21 protein-coding genes are annotated in these 18,031 nt (G+C 35.1%); 17 read left to right on the top strand and 4 right to left on the bottom strand.

The annotated features are described in order from the left end of the window. Positions 1-10: 10 nt before the first annotated feature. The 4 genes from B5X62_RS09310 to B5X62_RS09325 are packed head-to-tail and all read right to left on the bottom strand — an operon-like array spanning position 11 to position 4,928. Positions 11-403, bottom strand: a complete 393-nt coding sequence (locus B5X62_RS09310) for a hypothetical protein (protein WP_079667162.1) — start codon at positions 401-403, stop codon at positions 11-13. Between the two features lie 2 nt (positions 404-405). Beyond that, positions 406-3,102 (bottom strand): hypothetical protein, encoded by a 2,697-nt coding sequence (locus B5X62_RS09315; protein WP_079667163.1) that lies wholly within the window; start codon positions 3,100-3,102, stop codon positions 406-408. A gap of 3 nt (positions 3,103-3,105) precedes the next feature. Continuing rightward, complete coding sequence (locus B5X62_RS09320; RefSeq protein ID WP_079667164.1) at positions 3,106-4,086, bottom strand: hypothetical protein; 981 nt, start codon at positions 4,084-4,086, stop codon at positions 3,106-3,108. Beyond that, a complete protein-coding gene (locus B5X62_RS09325; protein ID WP_079667165.1) occupies positions 4,086-4,928 on the bottom strand; it encodes an aldo/keto reductase in 843 nt (280 codons plus the stop codon). Before B5X62_RS09325 ends, B5X62_RS09320 begins: the two co-directional genes overlap by 1 nt. A gap of 89 nt (positions 4,929-5,017) precedes the next feature. On the opposite strand from B5X62_RS09325, the gene B5X62_RS09330 reads away from it, so the two are divergent. The 17 genes from B5X62_RS09330 (at position 5,018) to rpsC (ending at position 18,003) form a co-directional block, all read left to right on the top strand. Beyond that, positions 5,018-5,458, top strand: coding sequence for a low affinity iron permease family protein (locus B5X62_RS09330; protein WP_079667166.1), 441 nt, complete (start codon positions 5,018-5,020; stop codon positions 5,456-5,458). 108 nt (positions 5,459-5,566) lie between these two features. After that, on the top strand, positions 5,567-5,887 hold the full coding sequence (locus B5X62_RS09335; RefSeq protein WP_079667167.1) for a hypothetical protein: 321 nt from the start codon (positions 5,567-5,569) through the stop codon (positions 5,885-5,887). Between the two features lies 1 nt (position 5,888). Then, complete coding sequence (locus B5X62_RS09340) at positions 5,889-6,467, top strand: Crp/Fnr family transcriptional regulator (protein WP_079667168.1); 579 nt, start codon at positions 5,889-5,891, stop codon at positions 6,465-6,467. A 125-nt stretch (positions 6,468-6,592) separates the two neighbouring features. Beyond that, complete coding sequence (locus B5X62_RS09345; RefSeq protein WP_079667169.1) at positions 6,593-7,471, top strand: pirin family protein; 879 nt, start codon at positions 6,593-6,595, stop codon at positions 7,469-7,471. Between the two features lie 168 nt (positions 7,472-7,639). Beyond that, on the top strand, positions 7,640-8,182 hold the full coding sequence (locus B5X62_RS09350) for a YceI family protein (protein ID WP_079667170.1): 543 nt from the start codon (positions 7,640-7,642) through the stop codon (positions 8,180-8,182). 78 nt (positions 8,183-8,260) lie between these two features. Continuing rightward, on the top strand, positions 8,261-8,953 hold the full coding sequence (locus B5X62_RS09355) for a hydrolase (RefSeq protein WP_079667171.1): 693 nt from the start codon (positions 8,261-8,263) through the stop codon (positions 8,951-8,953). A 289-nt stretch (positions 8,954-9,242) separates the two neighbouring features. Beyond that, entirely contained in the window at positions 9,243-11,015 is a 1,773-nt protein-coding gene (locus tag B5X62_RS09360) for an amidohydrolase (protein ID WP_079667172.1), read from the top strand. Positions 11,016-11,288: 273 nt separating this feature from the next. Further along, on the top strand, positions 11,289-11,717 hold the full coding sequence (locus tag B5X62_RS09365) for a DoxX family protein (protein WP_079667173.1): 429 nt from the start codon (positions 11,289-11,291) through the stop codon (positions 11,715-11,717). Between the two features lies 1 nt (position 11,718). Continuing rightward, positions 11,719-13,095: an alginate export family protein gene (locus tag B5X62_RS09370; protein ID WP_079667174.1), complete on the top strand. Its 1,377-nt coding sequence runs from the start codon at positions 11,719-11,721 to the stop codon at positions 13,093-13,095. Between the two features lie 31 nt (positions 13,096-13,126). Further along, entirely contained in the window at positions 13,127-13,876 is a 750-nt protein-coding gene (locus tag B5X62_RS09375; RefSeq protein ID WP_079667175.1) for a M17 family peptidase N-terminal domain-containing protein, read from the top strand. Positions 13,877-14,203: 327 nt separating this feature from the next. Then, positions 14,204-14,830, top strand: coding sequence for a 50S ribosomal protein L3 (gene rplC, locus B5X62_RS09380; protein ID WP_079667176.1), 627 nt, complete (start codon positions 14,204-14,206; stop codon positions 14,828-14,830). Next, positions 14,821-15,450: a 50S ribosomal protein L4 gene (gene rplD / locus B5X62_RS09385; RefSeq protein WP_079667177.1), complete on the top strand. Its 630-nt coding sequence runs from the start codon at positions 14,821-14,823 to the stop codon at positions 15,448-15,450. The genes rplC and rplD overlap by 10 nt, the downstream gene beginning before the upstream one ends. A 6-nt stretch (positions 15,451-15,456) precedes the next feature. Then, positions 15,457-15,747 carry a 50S ribosomal protein L23 gene (rplW, locus tag B5X62_RS09390; protein ID WP_079667178.1) on the top strand — a complete coding sequence of 97 codons (291 nt, stop codon included), beginning with the start codon at positions 15,457-15,459 and terminating at the stop codon, positions 15,745-15,747. A 21-nt stretch (positions 15,748-15,768) separates the two neighbouring features. Then, entirely contained in the window at positions 15,769-16,590 is an 822-nt protein-coding gene (gene rplB / locus B5X62_RS09395) for a 50S ribosomal protein L2 (protein ID WP_079667179.1), read from the top strand. Positions 16,591-16,592: 2 nt separating this feature from the next. Next, entirely contained in the window at positions 16,593-16,871 is a 279-nt protein-coding gene (rpsS, locus tag B5X62_RS09400) for a 30S ribosomal protein S19 (RefSeq protein WP_079667180.1), read from the top strand. Positions 16,872-16,873: 2 nt separating this feature from the next. Next, positions 16,874-17,272: a 50S ribosomal protein L22 gene (gene rplV / locus B5X62_RS09405; RefSeq protein ID WP_079667181.1), complete on the top strand. Its 399-nt coding sequence runs from the start codon at positions 16,874-16,876 to the stop codon at positions 17,270-17,272. Positions 17,273-17,280: 8 nt separating this feature from the next. Next, positions 17,281-18,003: a 30S ribosomal protein S3 gene (gene rpsC / locus B5X62_RS09410; protein WP_079667182.1), complete on the top strand. Its 723-nt coding sequence runs from the start codon at positions 17,281-17,283 to the stop codon at positions 18,001-18,003. Positions 18,004-18,031 lie beyond the last annotated feature (28 nt).

The raw sequence follows: 18,031 nt of genomic DNA on the forward strand, positions 1-18,031 counted from the left end.
TTTTTGTTATTTATTGGCGTACTTCAAAGTATTTATAATCTTCTTCTGTGCTTGATTCTTTTTCAAAGCTCAACTTCGATACATTGTCGACTTTGTATTTGTATTTAATGGTGTCGCCAGATTGTATGTTGGCTTCATAATAAAACCCATTGTCTGTCCACCAAGTTCCCGAAGTTTGATAGCGTTGGGCGCGACCTTGGATTCTTGTTGCATTATCTGCGACAAATTTTCCATCCGCTTCTCTAGTTATGGTTCGCGATCTTGTGATTGATGCATTGTCAAATGCCATAGACCATTTTCCAATTAATTGACTATCATGTTTTTTGCTATCATCAGCATTGGTTTTTGATGCATTACAATTAAATAATGTCAAAAGACCAAAGGCTAAAAGAAGTGTTTTCATATTTACTTGGTGGTATAATATTTAAAATAAAGACATCTACTTTGCAAATCTTTGAAGGACTGTGTGTCCGCATAGTTTTGTTTTAACTGTGCAAAATAAGTTCTGTATTTGTCATTTTTAGTTTTGTCAATTTGCGCATCAAAAGCTTTACGTTTTTGATCATAGTTAGGATCGTCCCAAGATAAATTATTTTCTTGTTTAGACTCCCACTGATAATATTTTCCTTGCTCCGCACTTGCCATTTGGAACAAGATTCTCGCTTTTTGGTCTTTATCAGTTGTTTGATCCAAAGCTTTTTTGTAATAATTAATTGACAAATCAAAATTCTCAGGTTTTATGTAACTCGTGTACGAATAGTTTTTGTAGTAATATTTGTACGGTGTGTCGGTTTTCCAAAAATCATATTTGTTCCAACCAGCATTGTTGAGATCCATCACAAAAAGTTCGCGATAATATCCCAAAATAGAAGAGTTGTACAACATATTTCCGAGTAGTTGATTGGCCTCAGCAGCTTTCAGATCCTTTCCAGTTCCGATTTTTTGAAGTTCAATAGCAGCATTTGCCAACTCCAATTTATTCATATCAGCTGCAATCATCGGGAAGTCTTTTGCAAAAGGCTCAGCTTTCATACTTTCGGTTTCAGCGCTACCAAAACTCTCCCAAACATTATGACCAAAAACTAATGGCGATATATTATTAAAACCATTATAAACGCTAGGATCTGTCGGCGGCGTGTTATCACTAGTATTATTGTACATACTTAAATCATTTAAACCTCCGAAATCCTTTATTCTAGAATAATAATCTTTCGCCTTAGTGAAATTTGCATTTCGCATTTCTTGATCACCGTAGATTAAATTGAAAAACGCATCAGGATTTCCTTTGATATCGATATTTTTAGAAACAACTTCTTTTTCGAAAGCGGTTTTGTTATCTTTATTAATAAATGATTGTAGCTTTTTCGCCAAATCTGCATTTGGACTGTACTGTAAAGACGATAACGAATTGTTCATCAAATAAGCTTTGCCATCTTCACCTTGCAAAAAGTAACGGTTCGCTAAAATATCAACCAAAAAATCTGAAGTTGACGGTGGCGAATATTCGTAATATTCTGTACTATCACTTGCTTTTTTCTCAGGTTTAATGAAATACTCTTTGTATTCGGTCATTAATTTGTTTTCGAAATCCGCATCAATTTTCGGTTGCGAAACGATAGCATTTAGCGCTTTCATTTTTTTGATTTCTTGAAGATATTCAGGATTGTTGGTTTTAATATCGTTCAAAATATCATTACTCGCATCGTAATCTTTTTTCAAAAACTTAAGATAAGCAGAAGCAATTTTCCAAAACTCGTCGTTGGATTTGTCTTTTGTTTTATCAATAAATTTGTCAAAATCATCGATGTAGTTGAGGACTTTGTCGTTGTCATCCCAAAGGTTATCATTTGCTGAGAAAAACGGAATTCTATTAGGATTATTGAGATAAGATTTGTCACTTAAATTTGCACCTCTTTCCGTCGAATCATCAGAACTTCCGCCAAACAAGTTTTTGAAAAAGCTGACAATTCTCGACCAAAAGCTCGGTTTCTCGACTTTTTGTTCCGTTGTTGATGTTGTAGATTTTGTGCTAGAATTTTCATTTGAATTTCCACTACTTGTCGCTTGTCCTTGGTTGTTAACCTCGTCAGAATTGTACATTATCGGAAGATAACTTCGCTCCAACTCGTTGATGCTTCGTGCTGCAAGAACTTTCAAGATTTCTGAATTTGGATCGATGTCATACATTTTTTCCATCGCAGGAATCGGGTTGCTGTAATCTTTATAAGCTAACAGGAAAGTCGCCATGTTCTTCTCTTCTGGCGATTGTGCACGCGCCATCAGATCTTTGAAAGACGTGCTATCCGACAATTGCATCGATGTGAAAGCAGACTCTTTTCTTGCTTTCGAAAACGAAAATACTTTAAAGAAATTCCAATTTGCGTCCTGACCTTTTCCTAAACCACGCAATGCGCCAGCCATTTGATCCAAAGCCAAATAATAAGGCGCCGACTTTAGATTAAGAGGTTCAACATATTTTTTGAAAGCGTCAACAGCTTGTTGATAATTCTGGGTATAATGATTAAATCTTACAATTTGATAAGCGTAACGAAGTTTTATTTCAGGATTTTTTGCAGCATTATAAAGATTGGTTAATGCCGTCATGGTTTTGTTAAAATCCAAATTACTCGCATTAACAGAGACCGTTTGCTCCGAAAAATAATAGTTGTCTGGATTTCCCACAAATTTGATTTGCATGTAAGGTTCCATATATTTTGCTTGTAACAAATAATCGATGGCTTCCTTATTTTGGGTATAAAAATTCGGCCCTAACTTTTTTAAAAATGTATTGTTAGTCGTTCCTTTTTTAAACTCATTAAGATCGTAATAAGAGACTTTATTTACTAAATATTCGGTCTCGGCATAATTGTATTTATTTCCGAAAAATTTCTGCCAAGCTTCGATATTTTCGTCATGAACATGGACTTCGTCACCATAGAATTTAGAAGAATAACTTAACAAAAACGGCAGGTAAGATTTGTCTTTAATAATGCTCTGCGTGAAGAGATTAAAATATTCGTAATCTGGATCGTACCAAGCACAAGCTTGTGTCTGTTGATTGAGCGCAAATAGAAGAAGCGCGCTGATACCTATTTTTTTCATAACTTATTTCAGGATGTTTTTATAATGTTGTGTGAATTGGCTATCAAGATGATAATAGATAATTTGGTAAGGATATTTTAGCTTGTTGTCGATAAAGTTAATACTTTCTTCAATATCCGATTCTGGGATTTCTTCAACTTTTATTTCGAAACCTTTGTTAAGATACATCCCAAAATAGAAGTCATCTTTTAAAACTTTATAGTTATTTTCGCCAACTTTTTCAAAATTTGGATTTTCTAAATCGGAAGTTTTTACAGCATTAATGAGTTTGTGTTTTCCTAAATGATTGGTCACAATCGCCCATGAATAGATTGGAAGCGCAATATCAAGTTTCACGGGATAATCTTCGATGTTACTGAGGTAAGATTTTAAAAGTTTTAAATCTAAAATCGAATTTTTATCAGATTTTTCCAAAGGTGAAGATGTCGAATAACACATCAAATACAGCTTTTTAACTGGCGGAACGCCCATCGTTTTTTTATCTCTAACCTGATGCAATCGCAAAGTCGATGTAATGTCGCGCTTCGAAATGCGTTGAAGTTCTTTCAAAAACAGAAAATAATCGTCCTTTGTTCCTTTTGTCCAATCGCTGTCAATTTGGATTTCGTTAGCCAAATCAAAATTCATGCTTTTTGCAATTGCATTAACTTGATCAAAGGTTTTTTGTGCTAAAAGTGTGACGTCTTGTTTTGAAATTTTGTACCAAGTTTCATTAGTGATAAATATAACAGGAACAATTTTTTTATTGATTTTGGTAGAGTCTTTCCTTTTTAAAATACCAACAGCTTCATAATTGTTTCCATTTTTCTGAATGTCAAAAAAACGCGTGTACAGATTTTCAACCTTCGATTGATTGAGAAGTTTGGTTTCTTCTTGATTTAAGCTAAATGTGCTTCGCCAATAATAAAAACCGTAATTGTGACCAATGTTTTTGCTACACGTCCAAAAAAGCATTAGTATAAAAAGGTATAATAGTTTTTTCATTATTCAACTTCTTTTCCACGGCTGGCTTCCAAAATTTTGAACCAATCTTCGGTGTTTAGCTTTATATCAAAAGCTTTGTTGTAATTCTTAATTCGTTTGATATTGGTCGTCCCAACAATTGGGAGGATTTTTGATGGATGCTTTAGTATAAACGACAACAATATCAAATCTTCTTCCACATTATGTTTTTCTGCTAAACTTTTTACGATTTCTGTTAAATTTTTATTTTCATTACTGAAATAATTTCCCAGAACAGACCAAGCTTGTGGAGAAAGATTTTTGGACATCACTTGATCCAAAGTTCCATCAAAAAACGCTTTTGGTTCTGTTGCAGAAATCTCGATTTGGTTGGTTTCTAAGTTTACAAACTGGTTAAGAAGTTCAAATTGTGTGGTTGAAAAATTACTCACACCAAAAGACTTTACTTTTCCATCATTTTTAAGTTTTTGAAAAGCTTCTGCGACAACTTCTGGATTTAGAAGTGGCGATGGACGATGCAATAACAACATATCTAGATAATCTGTGTGAAGATTCTTTAGACTTTGTTCCACAGATTTTACGATGTAATCAAAATCGTAATTATAATGCTTTATGTTAGTTTCGTTTTTAAGAACGATTCCGCATTTAGAAATTAGTTGAATTTGTGTTCGATCCAGTTTCATATCTTCCAAAGCGGAACCAAAAAGAGCTTCGGTTGTATAATCACCATAAATATCAGCGTGGTCAAATGATGTAAAACCTTCTTCTATACAAGTTTCGATAAGTTGACTAGTTTGATTTTTGTTGAGATTGCTGCCCCAAATTCCCCAACGCATACAACCAATGATAAGCCGTGAAAACATAAATTTCCTTTTTTACGAAGTTACAGAAGTCTTGATACTTTTGCATTAAGATTTTGCTAAATTAGTTCTAAATATTACAAATTAACCTTATGAAATCACATAATTTTTTTGAAGCTTTTGCTAACTGGGCTACCAATTTTACTGGAAGTTCTATAGCTTTTTTGGGCGCCTTGTTGGTTGTTGTTATTTGGGTAGTCTCTGGTCCGTTTTTTCACTATTCCGATACGTGGCAATTAGTAATTAATACTGGTACAACCATCGTCACTTTTCTTATGGTTTTTTTAATACAAAAGTCGCAGAATAAAGATTCGAAGGCGCTTCAAATTAAACTTAATGAATTAATTGCTGCAAGCAAACAAGCTAGTAATCGCATGGTCGATATTGAGGATTTGACAGAAAAGGAGTTGGATCAATTACATCAATATTTTGCTAAGCTTGCTGAATTGGCAAAGAAAGAAGCAGACATTCATAAGTCTTATTCGATCGATGCGGCGGTTAAAAAGCACAAGGAAAAAGTAGAGTCGGTATAATATATTATTGTAATTTTTGTCAAGATTTATATTTTACTTTAAAAGCTAGTTTAAGTTGTTTTTGTTTCGGTAATAAGCTATCTTTCGCAAATATTATTCTACAGAAATATGCAAAATATCCAGTTTTTAGTTTTAGGGAAAAACGATGAAATCCTTGCGACACTTAAAAGACTTATAGAAAATACCGACAATTGGCAAGCCGAAATTAGTAATGATGAAAGCCAAATTGATAATTATATTGCAAATAATCCAGTTGATATCATTTTGCTAAGCTCTGGTTTGGACGAATCTTTCGAGCAAGAAATAAAAGTAAATCCTATCGTTGTTGAAAAAAATATCATGGTCATCGAACATTTCGGAGGCGGAAGTGGACTTTTGAAAAACGAAATTTACGCTGCTTTGCCACATCTTAATCCCGAAAATCAATAATATGTTTGAAGAATTATCAACAAATATTAAAAAGTATATTAAACTTTCGGAGGACGAGCAAAAGGATCTAAGTGAGTTTTTCGAAGAGAAAAGTTTTAAACCAAAAACAGTTTTCCTACAAGCTGGTGAAATTTGTCAGTTCGAAGCCTATATAAAGAAAGGTTGCGTTCGTATTTTTTATAATGGAGAAAACGGACAAGAAGTAACTTTGGCTTTTGCAATTGAAGATTGGTGGGTTTGCGATATAGCGTCTTTTTCGGAGCAAAAACCATCTCGACTTTATATAGAAACCTTGGAAGAGACGGAAGTCTTAACACTAAATCTAAAAACAAAGGAAGAACTTCTTGCGAAGAATCCACGATTAGAGCGGTTTTTTAGGTTGTTGGTTCAGCGTAATCTTTCAGCGATTCAAAATAGATTATTGAATACCATTTCTAAATCTGCAGCCGAAAGATATGTGGAGTTTATTAAGTTTTATCCTACGATTCCGCAGCGGGTTCCACAATATTACATCGCATCATATTTGGGCGTTTCCCCCGAATTTGTTAGTAAAATACGCAAAAAGTTGGCTTCACAGTAAGCCAACTTTTTTGTTTTATAAATGTTTTTTTTTCAAAAAAATACTCAAATTTTCATTTCTTGAACTAGTTCAATGTAATCCGATTCTGACCACTCTAAATTTGTCATATCAAAATCAGAGAAATCATGGACAGAAAAAATTTTATAAAAAAAGGATTACTAGGAACAGGAATTTTTGCAGCATCTGCCGCTTTCGGAAATATCATTAATAATGAGATTGACGAGATCCAACCTTTGGAACCAATCGGATACAATCATCTTCCGAATGTTTCTTCAAAAATTAAAGATAACTCTATTCTTCACGCAGCAGATTCTCGCGGAAACGCAGATCACGGTTGGTTGTTGAGTAAACACACCTTCAGTTTTGCAAATTATTATAATCCAGAGCGTATGCATTTTGGCGTATTAAGAGTGCTAAACGATGATAGAGTAGATGCTGCAAGAGGTTTCGGAACGCATCCACACGATAATATGGAAATCATCAGTATTCCGTTGGAAGGCGATCTTGAACACAAAGATAGCATGGGAAATGTTGCTATCATCAAAAAAGGAGATATCCAAGTGATGAGCGCAGGGACCGGAATTATGCACAGCGAATTCAATAAAAATAGTGACCAAGAAGTTAGATTTTTACAAATTTGGTTGTATCCAAATAAAAGAAATGTAACGCCACGCTACGACCAAATAACTTTGGATTTGGCCGAAAGACACAATAATTTTCAACAGATTTTGTCACCAAGTAAGGACGATGCAGGCGTTTCGATTCAGCAAGATGCGTGGTTCCATTTAGGAAATTTTGAGAAGGATTTTGAAACGACCTATTCTTTAAAGAAAAAAGGAAACGGCGTTTACTTCTTCATCATCAAAGGTTCTGCAAATGTTGAAGGTCAGGACTTAGCAACTAGAGATGGTTTCGGAGTTTGGGACACACAAAAATTAAAAATTAAAGCAACTTCGCCCGATACCGAAATCCTTGTGATGGACGTTCCAATGGCTTTAGCATAAATTATAAAGTCAAAAAAAGTTCACTAAAAAATCAGTTCTTGAACTAGTTCAATGACTAGGGAGTTTAAGCGAACTAAATTTGTAATATCAAATAACAATAGTAAAAAACTTACTATTTAAATCAAAGATAATAGAATTAAATAAATAATAACAATAAAATTTACAACAATGACAACAGCAACAAAAACAGTTTGGACAATTGATCAAGCACATTCAGAAATCGGTTTCAAAGTAAAACACATGATGTTTACGAATGTTTCAGGAAAATTTAATGCTTTCGAAGCAAAAATCGAAAATGAAGATGACAACTTCGAAACTTCAAAAATTTCTTTCTCAGCAGACGTTAATTCGGTTGATTCAGGAAACGAAGACAGAGACAATCACTTAAGAAGTTTTGACTTCTTCGATGTAGAGAATTTTCCAAAACTAAAATTCGAATCAACAAACATCCAGAAAATAAGCGATGATGATTTCAAAATCACGGGAGATTTAACCATCAAAGATGTTACAAAATCAATTGTTTTGGATGCGGATTTCGGAGGATTAATGAAAGATCCTTGGGGAAATACAAAAGTTGGTCTTTCTTTAAAAGGAAAAATTAACAGAAAAGATTTCGGTCTTACGTGGAATGCAGCGTTAGAAACTGGCGGCGTATTGGTAGGCGAGGAGATTAAATTGGTTTCAGAAATTCAATTTTTAAAAGAAGCTTAATCTAAAATTAAACTTGAGAATTATTTCAAAATAACAAATACAACATTATCAAAATAACAACTATTAAATTTTAAAGTCATGAAAAAGATATTATTATCATTCGTAATTACATTAGTAACATTCGCAACAGCTTCGGCGCAAAAACCATCACCAAACTTACTAAGTCCAACTAACCACGCATTAGTATTAATTGACCACGAAGGGCAAATGGCTTTCGCAACACACAGCATCCCAATGAGCGAGCTAAGAGACAATGTGGCAATCGTTGCGGGAGCTTCAAAAATCTTCAAAGTTCCAACAGTAGTTACAACAGTAGCAGAAAAAAGCTTCTCTGGACCAGTTTTCCCAGAAATCCTAGAAGTTTACCCTCAAGAAACTAGCGGATATATTGACAGAACTACCATGAATACTTGGGAAGATGCTAACGCACATAAAGCAATCACAGGAAAAGGGAAAAAGAAAATTGTTTTCGCAGGACTTTGGACTAGTGTGTGTATCGTAGGACCAGTATTGTCAGCAATCAGCGAAGGTTATGATGTGTATGTAATTACGGATGCATCGGGAGATGTTTCTAAAGAGGCGCACGACCAAGCAGTTACTCGTATGGTACAAGCTGGTGCAAAACCAATGACTTCTATCCAATATTTATTAGAACTACAAAGAGATTGGGCACGTCAAGGTACATACAAAGAAGTTACTGATCTTGTTAAAAAACATGGCGGATCTTACGGTATCGGTATTCAATACTCTCACGATATGTTGAAGCACTAATCTGCAAGTTTGATGTTAAAGTATTAAACGCAAAGGCAAACAAGGTTTTCTACGATGCAAATGTTATTAAAGAAAAACGAAGCCGCTTCGCTTATAGAAATAAAACAAATTGTATTTCATTGATAAGTTTACGCCCTTGTTTAACTTATAAATAGAAGAACGTTGATAAATCACTTTGTATAACCTTGCGTTTAAAAATTTAATTCTAACCAAACAATAAACCCAAAAGTGGCTTTAATGCACATTAAAAGCCACTTTTTTCAAAAATAAATCTATAAAAATCTACACAATGAAAATTAGTCAATCAATCTTAATAGCATCTCTGTTTGTGTCGTCTTTTGGCTTTGCTCAAAAAGCGGATATCATCATCACCAACGGAAAAATTACAACATTAGACACCAAAAATCCCGAAGCGCAAGCGGTTGCAATTTCAGGAAATAAAATCATAAAAATAGGAAGTAATTCCGATATTCTAAAACTAAAGAATAGCAATACAAAACTAATCGATGCCAAAGGAAATCGCGTGGTACCAGGACTTTTTGATAGTCACATTCACGTTATCCGTGGCGGAAGATTTTACAATACAGAACTTCGTTGGGACGGTGTTAAATCTTTGAAAACCGCTCTTCAAATGTTAAAAGAACAAGCAGCTAGAACGCCAAAAGGACAATGGGTGCGCGTTGTTGGAGGATGGAACGAATATCAGTTTGAAGAAAAACGTCTTCCGACTTTAGAAGAAATTAACGAAGCAACGGGCGATGTGCCAACTTTCATCCTTTATCTTTATGGAAAAGCTTGGTTAAACAAAGCAGGAATTAAAGAATTAAAAATGACAGGTGACACACCAAATCCACCTCAAGGATTAATCGAAAAAGATAGCAATGGCGATCCAACTGGACTTTTAGTAGCTGAGCCGAATGCGTTTATTTTGTATTCCACTTTAGCAAAACTTCCAGAGCTGTCGCACGACGAAAAAGTTAATTCAACGTTACAATATATGACGGAACTTAACCGTCTAGGTCTAACATCGGTAATGGATGCTGGTGGAGGTTTTCAAAATTTTCCAGACGATTATGGGATCACCGACGAATTAGATAAACAAGGTAAAATTACATTAAGAATGCCTTATTTCTTATTCGCTCAAAAGAAAGGAACCGAAATGGCAGATTATACGAAATGGACAGGAATGGTTGAGATCGAAAATCATGCACACAATGGGCATAACGAAATAGAATATCACGTTGAAGGTGGTGGCGAAAATATTGTTTCTGACGCTGCAGATTTTGAAAATTTCCTTTTCCCAAGACCAGAATTGCCACCAACAATGGAAGGAAGCATGAAAGAAGTTTTAAAATTATTGGTTCAAAAACGTTGGCCATTTAGAATTCATGCGACTTACAACGAAAGTATCTCTAGAGATCTTGATGTGATCGAACAAGTAAATAAAGAGACACCATTAAACGGTTTGGTTTGGTTCTTCGATCATGCAGAAACAATTTCGGAAGACAATATGAAACGTATCAAAGCTTTGGGCGGTGGAATTGCAATTCAGCATCGTATGGCTTTCCAAGGTGAAAGTTTTATCCACAGATACGGTAAAAAAGCGGCTTTAGCAGCGCCTCCAGTTAAAAAGATGTTAGAAATGGGACTTCCAGTTGGTTTAGGAACGGACGGAACGCGTGTAGCAACTTACAATCCTTGGATTTCATTGTATTGGGTAACAACTGGAAAAACCGTTGGTGGAACTCAAGTGATGGCGAAAGAAAATACGGTAGATCGTAAAACAGCTTTAGAACTATACACCTACCGAGGTTACGATTTAATTAAAGAACAAAATAAAGGCAAAATTGCTAAAGATTATTTCGCGGATTTAATCATTTTAGATAAAGATTATTTCTCAGTAAGCGACGAAGAAGTAAAATCAATTGTTTCTAAATTAACGATTGTTGACGGGAAAGTGGTTTATGGTGATAAAGATTATCAAACTATTTCACCAAAAGCTTTACCAGTGGTTCCTGCTTGGTCTCCAGTGAAATATTACGGAGGATATCAAAATAAATAGATAGATTTTTTTTCATTGTGTTTTTAAACCGAACGTTTTCTAAGCGTTCGGTTTTCTTTTGTTTTTAAATGAGGTTTTTCTATTTGAATTAAAAACGAAATCGGATTTTTTTGCGCTTCGTCAGGTTGAATGATTTCCCGAAATGCAATTAAGGGAAATTGTATCGAAAGCTTTTTTAAGCTTCCAAAAAAAAATAAAAAAAATTCATTTCTTGAACTAGTTCAACGACTAAGGATTTTGTGTAAGCTAAATTTGTAGTATAAAATAAGAGCAATGAAAACTTCATTATTAAAACTTTTCAGCACAGAAATAAATCCGAGAATTCAAGATGTAACCTTGCTTGCATTTCGAGTGTTGTTATCAGGCGAATTAATCTATGCACACGGACTTAAAAAATTAGGCGTTGGCGTTGGCGAAGCAGAAGTGGTTCCAAATCCGTTGAACTTGCCAGAAGCTTTTAATTCTTTATTTGCAGATGCAGCTAGTTTGATTTTTCCATTGTTCGTGATTGCAGGTTTAGCAACGAGAATTGCGGTGCTGCCGATTTTAGCGGTGACTTTGACAGGCTATTTCGTTTTGCATTTTCATGATGCACCTTTAATTAAGGATACACCTTTTATGTACAGCTTGTCTTATTTGGTGATTCTATTTTTGGGACCAGGAAAATATTCGTTGGATTATTTCATTCAGAAAAATAAATAAGATGCAAAAGACAAAGTTAATATTACTATTCAGTTTGGTTTTTGGTGCGAAATTATTCTCGCAAGATTTACCCGAGCCAGAATTGTTAAGATATAATGAGGATTACTCTTTCTTGAAAGATTCCACAAGAACATGGTATGAAAAATTCAAATACATTCCACTTTCTGAAAATGGAAACACCTATTTATCTTTAGGAGGCGAGGCTAGAATGGAGTTTACCGATTTTAATAATGAGGATTGGGGTAGAACAGACATTGGTAATAATCCGTTTTTTTTGCAACGATATAGTCTTCATGCAGATTTACATTTAGGAAATCGAGTTCGAGTTTTTGGTCAAATCCGAAGTGCTTTGGAAGATGGTCGAAATAATGGACCGCGTACGATAGATGAAGATCAGTTAGCAATTCAGAATTTGTTTTTAGATGTAGATGTTATTAAAAATGATAAAGAAAAACTAACCGCAAGAATCGGTCGTCAAGAACTCAACTACGGAAGTGGAAGATTAATTTCGGTGCGCGAAGGTCCTAATGTTCGACTTAATTTTGATGGCGTTAAATTAATGTACAGCCGCGATCGTTTTACATCAGATGTTTTTGTGATGGCAGATGTCATTCTTAATAAAGGTGTTTTCGATAATAAATCAACGAAAAAAGCCAATCTGTGGGGAATGTACAACACGATTGTTTTGGCGCCGTCTCATAATTTGGATGTGTATTATCTAGGCGTTAGTAGAAATAGCACTAATTTTAATGATAGTACAGCCAAAGAATTGAGACATTCTATTGGCGCAAGATTATGGAAAGATGAAGGCGAATTTCTATACAATTTGGAAGCGGTTTATCAATTCGGAAAAATCGGGACGGCAGATATCAGCGCTTGGACAGCTTCTATTGACGCAGCTTACCGTTTCGAAAACGTGAAAGGAACACCAACTATTAATCTAAGAAACGATTATATTTCTGGCGATTCACAAAAAGGAGATGGGAAGCTGCAAACCTTCAATCCATTATATCCAAAAGGTGGTTACTTTGGCTTCACACCACAGATTGGACCAGTCAATTTAATAGACATTCATCCTTATGCGACGATTAATCTTAATGACAAAATGATGTTGCAGGCAGATGTTGTTTTCAACTGGAGATATTCTCTGCAAGACGGGATTTACAGACCAAACGGAAGCTTAAATTTAGCGCCAACTACTTCAAAAAAAGCTTACATCGGTACGGCGTTTTTGGGAAGCCTTACTTATAATATTACAAATAATCTGACTTGGGTTACTGGTTTTCAGTATTTCAATACAGGATCATTTATCAACGAAGAAATTCCGAATCATAAAGACGCTTATTTCTTCAATACCAAACTAGCATTTAAATTTTAACAAAATAAATAATACATTAAATTATCACATTATGAAAACGATTACATTATCAAGCATCAAAAAAACAGTATTAATCGCAGGTTTAGCATTCTCTACAAGTTTTGCTTTTGCGCAAGAAACAGCGGTAAAGCCAGCTACTGCAACCACAACGACAGCTATCGGAACTCAGAAAACTTGGGGGACGATCGATGGAGTACAATATATAGGAATGGTGCAAGGTCCATCTGCGGCGGTGGCAGATTTGCAAATTGCCTGTGTTTTTGAATATACAGAAGGCGACATCTTCAGTAAAGAAGCTTTGCCAGCAGAATTAAACGGTTTGGTTCACTTAGATGAGGCTTTGAAAGGAAGATTAACAGAAATCCGTAAAACAGGGAAGTTTAAAGGAAGAAAACTAGAAACCTTTTTAATTACACCAGATAAAAAAGTTTTGGGCGCTAAAAAATTATTGTTGATCGGTTTAGGAGACAGAAATCAATTTACGCCAGAGTTAATGACAGAAATTGGAGAAATTGCAGCTCGTGAAGCTTTGAAGCTTAATGTTTCTACTTTCGCATTTGCAAGTGATCTAAAAGATGCTGGAATTGATTCTCCAACGGCTTTAGTGGCAGGAAATGTTGCAAAAGGAATTATCAACGAGTATAAGATTCAGTCAGGTTTAAAAACCGATCGTTTGGAGCAATTCAAACCATTAACTAAAGTTTATTTATTGGCTGGTCCAGCGTTCTTCACTGTTGCAGGTGGCGGAATCTCCGAAGCTTTGACTACTTACAAAAATTAATTTTAGACATATAATAGGACTAAATGATGTAAAGCTCACTCCATTTTGGGTGAGCTTTTTTTTGTGAATGTATTTATTGAAATTTGTTTTATATCAAATTTCCGCAAAATACATCTAGGTTTCTAGATTATAATTTTTGTGGCACATTTTTTTCTAAAATCAGCTAACTGTCAAAAAATCAAATATTTTCTTAAATTTTTTTTGGAGTTTATTAAAATATTCATACATTTGCACACTCATTTTAGGGAAGAAGTCTGCCTATTTCAAACATAGTACATGACAAAAACCGCTAAAGTGTTGAGAATTAATAATAATATATATTAAATAATGTCAGGTATTATTGGTAAAAAAATCGGTATGACATCTTTGTTTAACGAAGAAGGAAAAAACATTCCTTGTACAGTTATCCAAGCTGGTCCATGCTCGGTTTTACAGGTCAGAACCATTGAAAACGACGGTTATAAAGCTGTTCAGTTAGGTTTCGATGACAAGAGTGAGAAGAACGTTGGTAAAGCGTTAGCTGGTCATTTCAAAAAGGCTGGTTCAACTCCTAAAGCTAAGTTGGTAGAATTCTACAGAGAATTTGTTGACGAAGTAAAAGTAGGAGACGAAGTTAAAGTTGACTTATTCGCAGAAGGTGAATTTGTTGATATTACAGGAACTTCAAAAGGTAAAGGTTTCCAAGGTGTTGTTAAAAGACACAACTTTGGAGGTGTAATGCAAGCAACTCATGGTCAGCACAACAGACTTAGAGCTCCAGGTTCTATCGGTGCAGGATCAGATCCTTCAAGAGTATTCAAGGGGATGAGAATGGCTGGAAGAATGGGAGGTAAGCAGGTAACTGTACAAAACCTTCAGGTGTTGAAAGTAGATGGAGAGCAAAATCTTTTAGTAGTAAAAGGTGCTATTCCGGGAGCTAAAAATTCTTATGTAATTATCAGAAAATGGAACTAGTAGTATTAAATACATCAGGAAAAGAAACCGGAAGAAAAGTAAGTCTAGACGAAACAATCTTCGGAATAGAGCCTAATCAGCACGCGGTTTACTTAGAAGTGAAACAATATCTTGCTGCTCAGCGTCAAGGTACTCATAAATCAAAAGAGAGAAGCGAAATTACTGCTTCTACGAGAAAACTTAAGAAGCAAAAAGGTTCAGGATCTGCGAGATATGGTGATATCAAGTCGCCAACTTTCAAAGGTGGGGGTAGAGTTTTTGGTCCAAAACCAAGAGACTACCGTTTCAAATTGAACAAAGCGCTTAAGAGATTAGCTAAAAAATCTGTATTGTCTCAAAAAATGAGAGATAACTCAATCAAAGTTTTAGAAGCGTTCAACTTCGATACGCCTAAAACTAAAGATTTTATCAACTTGAACAATGCATTAGGTTTTGAAGGAAAAAAATCTCTTTACATTTTAGCAGAAGCTAACAAGAATGTATACCTATCTTCAAGAAACTTACCTAAGACTAAAGTAATGACTTATAACGAGATCAGTTCTTATGACTTAGTTAACGCAGGAGAGATTGTATTCTTAGAAGGTGCAGTAGAAAAATTTCAAGAAAACTTAAAGAAATAATAAATCATGTCAGTTATTATTAAACCAATTATCTCAGAAAAAGCTAACTATCTTACAGATTTGAGAGGTGACTATTCTTTCTTAGTAAATACTAAAGCGAATAAAATCCAAATCAAATTGGCTGTAGAAGCAGCTTACGGTGTAAAAGTAGCAGACGTTAGAACCATGATTTATGCGCCTAAAGTTTCTTCTAAATACACGAAAAAAGGATTACAAGTTGGTAAAACCAACAAATTAAAGAAAGCAGTTGTTAGATTAGCTGCTGGAGAAGTAATCGACATTTTTGCAACGAATTAATTATAATTATAAATAATAGTAATGTCTGTTAGAAAATTAAAACCTATCACCCCGGGACAGAGATTCAGAGTTGTTAATAACTTTGAAGAAATTACTACCAACAAACCAGAGAAATCTCTAACAGTTGGTATTAGTAAGTCAGGTGGACGTAACCAAACTGGTAAAATGACCATGCGTTACACCGGAGGTGGACACAAAAAGAAATACAGAATTATCGACTTCAAACGTAACAAAGCTAACGTTGAAGCAACAGTTAAGACTGTAGAGTACGATCCAAACAGAACTGCTTTCATCGCTCTATTAGAGTACGCAGACGGAGAGAAGAGATATATCATCGCTCCTAACGGTATCAAAGTAGACCAAAAAGTAGTTTCAGGAGAAAGCGTAGAGCCTAACGTAGGTAACGCAATGAAACTTAAGAATATCCCTCTAGGTACAGTTATCTCTTGTATCGAGCTTAAGCCAGGTCAAGGAGCAATCCTTGCAAGATCTGCAGGTTCATCAGCACAGTTGACTTCTAGAGATGGTAAATATGCAATCATCAAATTGCCTTCAGGAGAATCAAGAATGATCCTTACTGAGTGTATGGCAATGATCGGTTCTGTATCTAACTCTGATCACCAACTTACTGTATCTGGTAAAGCTGGTAGAAGCAGATGGTTAGGTAGAAGACCAAGAACAAGAGCGGTTGTAATGAACCCAGTTGATCACCCAATGGGTGGTGGTGAAGGACGTTCTTCAGGAGGTCACCCAAGATCTAGAAACGGTAAACCAGCTAAAGGTTACAAGACTAGAAAGAAAAACAAAGTGTCTAACCGTTACATCGTATCTAAAAGAAAATAATTATGGCAAGATCACTTAAGAAAGGACCTTTCATTCATCATACATTAGAGAAGAAAGTACAAGCAAATATCGAGTCTAACAAAAAGACTGTCATCAAAACATGGTCTAGAGCATCTATGATTTCTCCAGACATGGTAGGTCAAACTATCGCAGTACATAACGGTAAAACTTTTGTTCCTGTTTACGTTACTGAAAACATGGTTGGACACAAGTTAGGTGAATTTTCTCCGACAAGATCTTTTAGAGGTCACGGTGGTAACAAAAATAAAGGTAGCAGATAATCATGGGAAAAAGAAAGCAAGATAGCGCAATAGCAAGAAAGGCAGCTAACCTAGATGTGGTAAAAGCTCGTCTTAACGACTGTCCTTCTTCTCCAAGAAAAATGAGATTAGTTGCTGATATCATCAGAGGAGAACAAGTAGACAAAGCTCTTTATATCCTAAAATATTCTAAGAAAGATGCTTCTAACAAGTTAGAAAAATTACTTCTTTCTGCTATGGCCAACTGGCAAGCAAAAAACGAAGGTGCTGACATCGAGGAAGCTAACCTTATCGTTAAAGAAATTTTTGTGGATAGTGCAAGACAATTGAAGAGACTAAGACCTGCACCACAAGGTAGAGGTTACAGAATCAGAAAAAGATCTAACCACGTTACGTTAATCTTAGGTAATAAAGAAAACTAATTCAAGGTATGGGACAGAAGACAAATCCAATTGGTAACAGATTAGGTATCATCAGAGGATGGGATTCTAACTGGTTTGGTGGTAAAAACTACGGTGACAGAATCGCTGAAGACTACAAAATCAGAAGATACCTTGAAGCAAGATTATCTAAAGGTGGAATTTCAAGAATCTTTATCGAAAGAACACTTAAGCTAGTTACTGTAACTATTACAACAGCTAGACCAGGTCTTATCATCGGTAAAGGTGGTCAAGAAGTTGACAAACTAAAAGAAGAACTTAAAAAGTTAACTGGAAAAGACATCCAAATTAACATCTTCGAAATCAAAAGACCAGAACTAGACGCTGTTCTAGTAGCAGATAGCATTGCAAAACAAATCGAAAACCGTATCTCTTACAGAAGAGCAGTTAAGATGGCAATGGCATCTACAATGAGAATGGGTGCAGAAGGTATCAAAGTTCAAATCTCTGGTAGATTGAACGGTGCTGAAATGGCAAGATCAGAATCTTTCAAAGAAGGAAGAATCCCTTTGTCAACTTTCAGAGCAGATATCGACTATCACATCGGAGAAGCTCTTACACAATATGGTAAGCTTGGTGTGAAAGTATGGATCATGAAAGGTGAAGTTTATGGTAAGAGAGATCTTTCTCCACTAGTAGGACAACCTAAAAAAGGTGGACCATCTAGAGGTGACAGAGATAACAACAGAAGACCTTCAAGAGATAAAAAATAATTAAAAATTTTAGGCTATTAAATTTTAA

Origin of the sequence: Soonwooa buanensis, from assembly GCF_900167905.1 — a bacterium.
Classification (GTDB): Bacteria; Bacteroidota; Bacteroidia; order Flavobacteriales; family Weeksellaceae; genus Soonwooa; species Soonwooa buanensis.

Coding starts and splice junctions, on each gene's coding strand:
- B5X62_RS09310 (WP_079667162.1), bottom strand. CDS start 403: ATGAAAACACTTCTTTTAGCCTTTGGTCTTTTGACATTATTTAATTGT.
- B5X62_RS09315 (WP_079667163.1), bottom strand. CDS start 3,102: ATGAAAAAAATAGGTATCAGCGCGCTTCTTCTATTTGCGCTCAATCAA.
- B5X62_RS09320 (WP_079667164.1), bottom strand. CDS start 4,086: ATGAAAAAACTATTATACCTTTTTATACTAATGCTTTTTTGGACGTGT.
- B5X62_RS09325 (WP_079667165.1), bottom strand. CDS start 4,928: ATGTTTTCACGGCTTATCATTGGTTGTATGCGTTGGGGAATTTGGGGC.
- B5X62_RS09330 (WP_079667166.1), top strand. CDS start 5,018: ATGAAATCACATAATTTTTTTGAAGCTTTTGCTAACTGGGCTACCAAT.
- B5X62_RS09335 (WP_079667167.1), top strand. CDS start 5,567: ATGCAAAATATCCAGTTTTTAGTTTTAGGGAAAAACGATGAAATCCTT.
- B5X62_RS09340 (WP_079667168.1), top strand. CDS start 5,889: ATGTTTGAAGAATTATCAACAAATATTAAAAAGTATATTAAACTTTCG.
- B5X62_RS09345 (WP_079667169.1), top strand. CDS start 6,593: ATGGACAGAAAAAATTTTATAAAAAAAGGATTACTAGGAACAGGAATT.
- B5X62_RS09350 (WP_079667170.1), top strand. CDS start 7,640: ATGACAACAGCAACAAAAACAGTTTGGACAATTGATCAAGCACATTCA.
- B5X62_RS09355 (WP_079667171.1), top strand. CDS start 8,261: ATGAAAAAGATATTATTATCATTCGTAATTACATTAGTAACATTCGCA.
- B5X62_RS09360 (WP_079667172.1), top strand. CDS start 9,243: ATGAAAATTAGTCAATCAATCTTAATAGCATCTCTGTTTGTGTCGTCT.
- B5X62_RS09365 (WP_079667173.1), top strand. CDS start 11,289: ATGAAAACTTCATTATTAAAACTTTTCAGCACAGAAATAAATCCGAGA.
- B5X62_RS09370 (WP_079667174.1), top strand. CDS start 11,719: ATGCAAAAGACAAAGTTAATATTACTATTCAGTTTGGTTTTTGGTGCG.
- B5X62_RS09375 (WP_079667175.1), top strand. CDS start 13,127: ATGAAAACGATTACATTATCAAGCATCAAAAAAACAGTATTAATCGCA.
- rplC (WP_079667176.1), top strand. CDS start 14,204: ATGTCAGGTATTATTGGTAAAAAAATCGGTATGACATCTTTGTTTAAC.
- rplD (WP_079667177.1), top strand. CDS start 14,821: ATGGAACTAGTAGTATTAAATACATCAGGAAAAGAAACCGGAAGAAAA.
- rplW (WP_079667178.1), top strand. CDS start 15,457: ATGTCAGTTATTATTAAACCAATTATCTCAGAAAAAGCTAACTATCTT.
- rplB (WP_079667179.1), top strand. CDS start 15,769: ATGTCTGTTAGAAAATTAAAACCTATCACCCCGGGACAGAGATTCAGA.
- rpsS (WP_079667180.1), top strand. CDS start 16,593: ATGGCAAGATCACTTAAGAAAGGACCTTTCATTCATCATACATTAGAG.
- rplV (WP_079667181.1), top strand. CDS start 16,874: ATGGGAAAAAGAAAGCAAGATAGCGCAATAGCAAGAAAGGCAGCTAAC.
- rpsC (WP_079667182.1), top strand. CDS start 17,281: ATGGGACAGAAGACAAATCCAATTGGTAACAGATTAGGTATCATCAGA.